Origin of the sequence: Synechococcus sp. R6-7, from assembly GCF_047461695.1 — a bacterium.
GTDB lineage: Bacteria > Cyanobacteriota > Cyanobacteriia > Thermostichales > Thermostichaceae > Thermostichus.
Genome location: NZ_JANSHS010000357.1, coordinates 1 through 5,406 on the forward strand (window position 1 = coordinate 1; position 5,406 = coordinate 5,406).

The following is a 5,406-nucleotide window of genomic DNA, read 5'->3' on the forward strand; positions in this document are numbered from 1 at the left end:
CTTATTATTGACTAGAGTCATGCTCCTATCAGGGATCCCTGTGGGCAGCCAGAATGGCCTGAGCAGCCAGGTGGCCGGAGAGGGTGGCCCCTTCCATGCTGTCGATGTAGTCTTGGGCGGTGTAGCTGCCGGCAAAAAAGAAGTTGGGTATTGGGGTCTTTTGCTGCGGGCGGTAGGGATCCATGCCCGGTGCTTCTCGATAGAGGGAGTGGGCCAGTTTCACCACGCTGTACCAGGTCATGTTCAGTTGCCGGGATGAAGGAAACAGCTCGTGGACTTGGTGCAACACGTGCTGGGCAATTTGCTCGTTGGGCATGGAAATGAAGGGATCCCCCGGCGTGAGCACGCATTGTAGCAGGGATCCCTGGCCGGGTTTGTAGTAGTCGGCGGGGCTGGTGAGGGCCAGATCGGCAAAGCAGGAAAAATCGGCATCGGCGGTGTAGAGGAGATTGTCGATACCCAGAGCCTCTGGGTGTTGGCTGGCTCGTTTGGCCTGGCCTTGGGGGTTCAGCTCCGTCACCCAGCCATCGAAGCGCAACTGCACCGTGGCCACAGGTACGGATTCCAGCTTGTAGAGGTTGTCGAACTGAGGCCACTGCCGCCATACTTCCGGGATCAGCCGTTTGGCCCCTTCCACCGCCGCTGCGCACACGTACACATCTGCCTCTACCCGCTCTCCATTAGTCAAGAGCAAGCCGGTCACGGGGTAGGGAGAGGAGTCGCTCACTTCAATGCGGCTGACCCCTCTGCGGGTGTGGATCTGGCCCCCACGGGCTTGGATGTAGCGGACGATGGGCTGAGTGAGGTAAGTGTCCGGGGATCCCTTGAGGAAATTGAGCTTGGAGGCCTCTGTTTTGCTGGCAAACATCTGAAAGATCGTCAGCATGCAGCGGGCAGAAATCTGCTCCGTGTCAATAAAGCCCAAGGCATAGGCAATCGGGTTCCACATCCGCTTCAGGCTACCCTCGGATCCCCCATGCCGCCGAAACCAATCGGCAAAGCTCATCCGATCCAAGGCGCGAATTTGCCGCATTGCCCCTTCATAGTCCAGCAAGCCGCGAATCAAAGGGCTGGTGCCCAGCGCCAAGGCGTTGCGCAGCTTGTCCGCCCAAGAGAGCTGCTCGGTGGTGAAAAAAGCTTTGAGGCCGTTGAAAGGCGCCCCCAGGGGAAAGCGAAAATCCAGACTGGCCGTTTGCCCACCTCGGTTGACAAAGGTGTGGGTGTGTTGCTTGGGCAGCAGGTTCTCGTAGGCTCCCACCTTTTTCATCAGGGCAAACAAATTGCTGTAGTTGCAGAAAAAAACGTGCAGCCCCATCTCGATGTGGTTGCCATCGGCATCCTGCCAGGATCCCACCTTGCCGCCGACAAAAGGCCGCGCCTCGTAGATCTGCACCTCGTGTCCTGCTTCAACCAAATCGACTGCCGTCACCAACCCGGCCAATCCGGCCCCAATAATGGCTACCCGCATAGCGATACCCTCAAACAGGCGCTGCCCGGGATCCCGCCCAGACTTTGCGCAACTGCAAAGAAAGATGAACTTCTCTCATTCTGGAACAAAATGCGCCAGGGATCCCTGACTTGACAAACCACCGCAAAACTTGCCATCATAAATTTCCCGACGCGGATGTAGCTCAGTGGTAGAGCTTCTCGTTGCCAACGAGACGGTCGCGCGTTCGAATCGCGTCATCCGCTCTTTGGGCCCTCACCCCCAGCCCCCCTCCCCTCAGAAGAAGGGAGTTGGCTAGCGCTTGTAAAAGGTCTCTAGGCTATGGCGGTCGCCCACAAAGCGCCAGTGCCAGGGTTCGTAATTCACCCCCTGAGGGTTGTTTCTGGGGAAAGACAGCTCAAAGCCAAAGCGGGCCGCGTTGCTCTGCAGCCACTGGAAGGCCGGGGTGGTCTCAAAGGCTTCTTGAGTATCCCACTGCGGAAACCCGGCATCCCCAAGGTCGATGGCATAGCCAGTGTGGTGCTCGCTGTAGCCAGGGGGAGCACTGACCGCAGCTCGTTCCTCGGGTCGCAAGGCTCGGGATTGAGCCAATTGAAAAAACAAGAATTCCTGATCCGCAATGGAGCGAAACCCGGAAATGGGGACAAGGCGGATCCCGGCAGCTTGAGCTGCTTCGCTCATGCGAAGGTAACTTTCGGCAGCCGCCTGGCGCAGGCGCACCTCTCGACCACGGTAGCTGCCCACCACCCGCAAGCTGTCTGCAGGAGCTTCTGAATAGGCATAGTGCCCCAACAGAGAAGGTCGCCCATTCTGCACAGTTGGCTGCGGCAGAGAGGGCTGACCGGCTTCCTCCAGAACTTGGGGATCCGCCGCCCGCTGGGATCCCGGTAACTTCTCTATCCCCCAACCCGCCAGGAGCACTAGCCCAACCAGCACCAGGCCCAAGACTAGACGGGACCTCAGGGCAGGCACCGAACTTTGCGCTTTTTTCGCCGGAGTGGACTGGCGACGGGCGACCGGAATGTCGTCGTTCATGCGCAAAGGCCGGGAACCTACCTAGGAGTGCTGAAAAGAGACAGAGTCTTTACAAACCCAAATCCGCCAAAATATCGCGGGCATGGGTTTCGGTATTGATGTTCTGGTAGACCTTGGCAATTTTGCCCTCGCCATCAATGACGTAGGTCACCCGCTTGGCATAGCCGCCCCCATCCACATCGTAGGCGCGGGTAATCACCCCACTGCTATCCACCAGTAGGGGGAAAGGCAAGTTGTACTTTTCGGTGAACTTTTGGTGAGAAGCTTGGTCGTCCATGCTCACCCCCAGCACCACCACGTCCTTGCTTTGGTAGTCGGCGTAGGCGTCGCGGAATCCACAGGCTTCTTTGGTACAGCCGGGGGTGTCGTCTTTGGGGTAAAAATAGAGGACAACGGTTTTGCCGGCAAAATCAGCCAGCGAAACCTGGTTGCCTTGGGTGTCAGTGGTGTTGAACCCAGGAGCAGGGGTGCCAACAGCGAGAACCATAGGTGCGTGACCCAAAAAGTGTGATGAATAGGGCTGCCCTCAGCATTTTCTTCAGCCCTGCTTGTCTCTGTCAAGGCATTACCGCTCCAGCTTGGCATTGCAACTCAGCCACCAGCTCTTGAAGCTCCGCCGATAGATTGCCGGGCAGCCGTCGCCTCAGAATCTCTGCCAACGATCGATAATACCACAGGGATCCCTCTTTTCCGGCGGAAAACCGCTGCCAGAGTTCATCCCCCAGTTGGCGAAAATCCCGCAAGATGCAGCGGGCGTTGTGCAGCTTGTCAGAGGCGGCCACCAACAAAACCGAGGCATTTGCCGTTTCCAGGTGCTTCAGGTAGGCGGTTTTGCGCTCTTTCCAGTTTTCTTTGGGCTCGCCTCGGGAGCCATCGCTTTCGGTATCCGTACATCCCAGGATGATCTGCAGCACCCGTTCTCCAAAGTGCTCCCGGATCTGTTGCTCAATCTGGGCCCGGGGCTCGCCTGTGTTGTGGGGGCCGTCCTCTAGGCTGTCGTGGAGCAGAGCGGCAATCGCTTCATCTTCATCCGCCCCATGCTCCAGGGCGATGGCTGCTACGGCCAACAGATGGCTGAGGTACGGGATCCCGGTTCCCTTGCGGGTCTGAGAAGCATGCCAGCGATGGGCATAGTGCATTGCCTGCACAAACCGCTGTGTGAGTTGCGTTGACATCTGGACTCTCTAATTGGGGTTAAGTTGACTGCTGGGGCAAGGTTGATCCAAGCGAGTCTCAGGCGTTGAGACTGCAAATCAGAAAATGGTTAGAGAAGATGAGCACTTCTGATCACTTCAAACAAGGTTAAGACGCTGTGCCGCCTACCCTCAACCCCAGCCTCTCTCCCTGCCTTGGGAGAGGGGAGTCAGGAATCGATGTAACTGTGCTGAGATGGCAAGGTTTAGCCGGTGGCCGGAGTCTGTTTTGCAGGCAGCGGCACCAGCGTTCCTGTTCCCTGCCAAGCGCACAAATCCACGAACTGGTCGGCTATCCGAATTAACGCCGGGTTCGTGTTCGGCCTGTAGGCGGCTACCTCCAGCCGGCAGCCTTGGCGGCGGATATGCTTGAGGGCCGGCACAAAATCTCCATCCCCACTCAGCAGCAGCACCGTCTCGTAGTGGGAGTGCATCGCCATCAAGTCCACGATCAGCTCCCCATCCAGATTGGCTTTGCGGCTGCCGTCGGCGTGGATCACCACCGGCTTGGTGACCACCCGATAGCCCTGTTTTCTCAACTCCCGCAGGAAACGACGCTGAGCTAGGTTGTGGCGATCTACCCCGCTGTAGACATGCACTTCTATCTCGGATCTGCCCTGGGCCAGCCAGCTGAGCAGACTGGGATAGTCGAGATGGGATCCCCACTGCTGGGCGCTGGCGTGGAGATTGGCCGCGTCGATGAACACCCCCAGGGCTTTGCGGGGAAAAGCAGGGTTCGGCTGGGATGCCACCAGCTGCTGCAGGTGTTGGAGTTGCGCCTGCACCAACTCCAGTTGCTCCAAAGTCACTTGGGGCTGGGATACCGGCAGAGCATTCAACCGCAGCTCCACGGCTTTTAACCGCTGCTGGATTTGCTGGATGGCCTGGGTGATGGGGGCCAGCTGTTGCCGCACGGACAGATGAGACGTGGGCCGAGCTTCGAGGGCGTCGATCCGCCCTTGTAATGTTTCCAGTTGGGCCGCCGTCTGCTGCTGCTGTACCCAGATGGGCTCCAAAACCTTTACTTTCTGCTCGAGCTCTTGAATGGCCTCAGCCGGGGAAGCCAAGGTCTGCTGCAGAAGGGACGGTTCAGCAGTGAGCCGAGCGTCCAGCACCTCGAAACGCGCTTGCAGGGTCTCCAGTTGGGTTGCTGTCTGTTGCTGCTGTGTCCAGGTCTGTTCCAGAACTTGGCCAAGCTGTTCTTCGCGGCGGCGGATGGCAGGGTAGGCTGCTGCCAAAGGTAAGAGCCCCCAGATCACTTGGCGGGTCACCAGGGCCGTCACCCCCAGGGCCAGGGATCCCGTCCACAGCCAGGTTAAGGGGAAGGCAGAAGCCCTATTCATACTCATAGTCAGCTCTCCTCAGTTTGGGTTATCGATCTGCTCGGTTGCCAGGATTTCACCTCACTCACATGGGCCACCTCAGGGATCCCTCTTGCAGAGCAAGATGCACAGAACTCCCAGAGGCATCGAAGAGGAGCAATTCAGCAACTGCAGTATGCCTGCTATTGGAAGGGGAATCTTCCAATCGCTGGACAAGCGTATTTCCCTTGTTGAGCAAACGGATCAGATATCGAGTCAGTTATCGAAAGCAGGCTCAAACTTGTTCCTCTTGACCGACAGGCCCCGTGGCCCGCTCAACCTGGATTCAACGTCCAAGCTATTGGCTGACGGTATGGGCCGTAAAACCATTGAACGGAGCAGGGTCAGCTAGAAATCGCAGGAGCCCCGC

General features: G+C 58.1%; 5 protein-coding genes and 1 tRNA gene. 1 reads left to right on the forward strand and 5 read right to left on the reverse strand.

Features of this window, described 5'->3' with window-relative positions:
- Nucleotides 1-28: 28 nt before the first annotated feature.
- Nucleotides 29-1,468, reverse strand: a complete 1,440-nt coding sequence (gene zds, locus NW815_RS10595) for a 9,9'-di-cis-zeta-carotene desaturase (protein ID WP_414391089.1) — start codon at nt 1,466-1,468, stop codon at nt 29-31.
- Between the two features lie 152 nt (nt 1,469-1,620).
- On the opposite strand from zds, the gene NW815_RS10600 reads away from it, so the two are divergent.
- Nucleotides 1,621-1,692, forward strand: a tRNA-Gly gene (locus NW815_RS10600).
- Nucleotides 1,693-1,741: 49 nt separating this feature from the next.
- On the opposite strand, the gene NW815_RS10605 is transcribed toward NW815_RS10600, so the two are convergent.
- The 4 genes from NW815_RS10605 to NW815_RS10620 form a co-directional block, all read right to left on the reverse strand.
- A complete protein-coding gene (locus NW815_RS10605; RefSeq protein ID WP_414415991.1) occupies nt 1,742-2,482 on the reverse strand; it encodes a D-alanyl-D-alanine carboxypeptidase family protein in 741 nt (246 codons plus the stop codon).
- 49 nt (nt 2,483-2,531) lie between these two features.
- The gene (locus NW815_RS10610) at nt 2,532-2,969 is read right to left on the reverse strand and encodes a peroxiredoxin (RefSeq protein WP_011432689.1); all 438 of its coding nucleotides are present in this window, start codon (nt 2,967-2,969) and stop codon (nt 2,532-2,534) included.
- A 70-nt stretch (nt 2,970-3,039) separates the two neighbouring features.
- The gene (locus tag NW815_RS10615) at nt 3,040-3,657 is read right to left on the reverse strand and encodes an HD domain-containing protein (RefSeq protein ID WP_011432688.1); all 618 of its coding nucleotides are present in this window, start codon (nt 3,655-3,657) and stop codon (nt 3,040-3,042) included.
- A 224-nt stretch (nt 3,658-3,881) separates the two neighbouring features.
- Nucleotides 3,882-5,018: an NYN domain-containing protein gene (locus NW815_RS10620; RefSeq protein WP_414391173.1), complete on the reverse strand. Its 1,137-nt coding sequence runs from the start codon at nt 5,016-5,018 to the stop codon at nt 3,882-3,884.
- Nucleotides 5,019-5,406 lie beyond the last annotated feature (388 nt).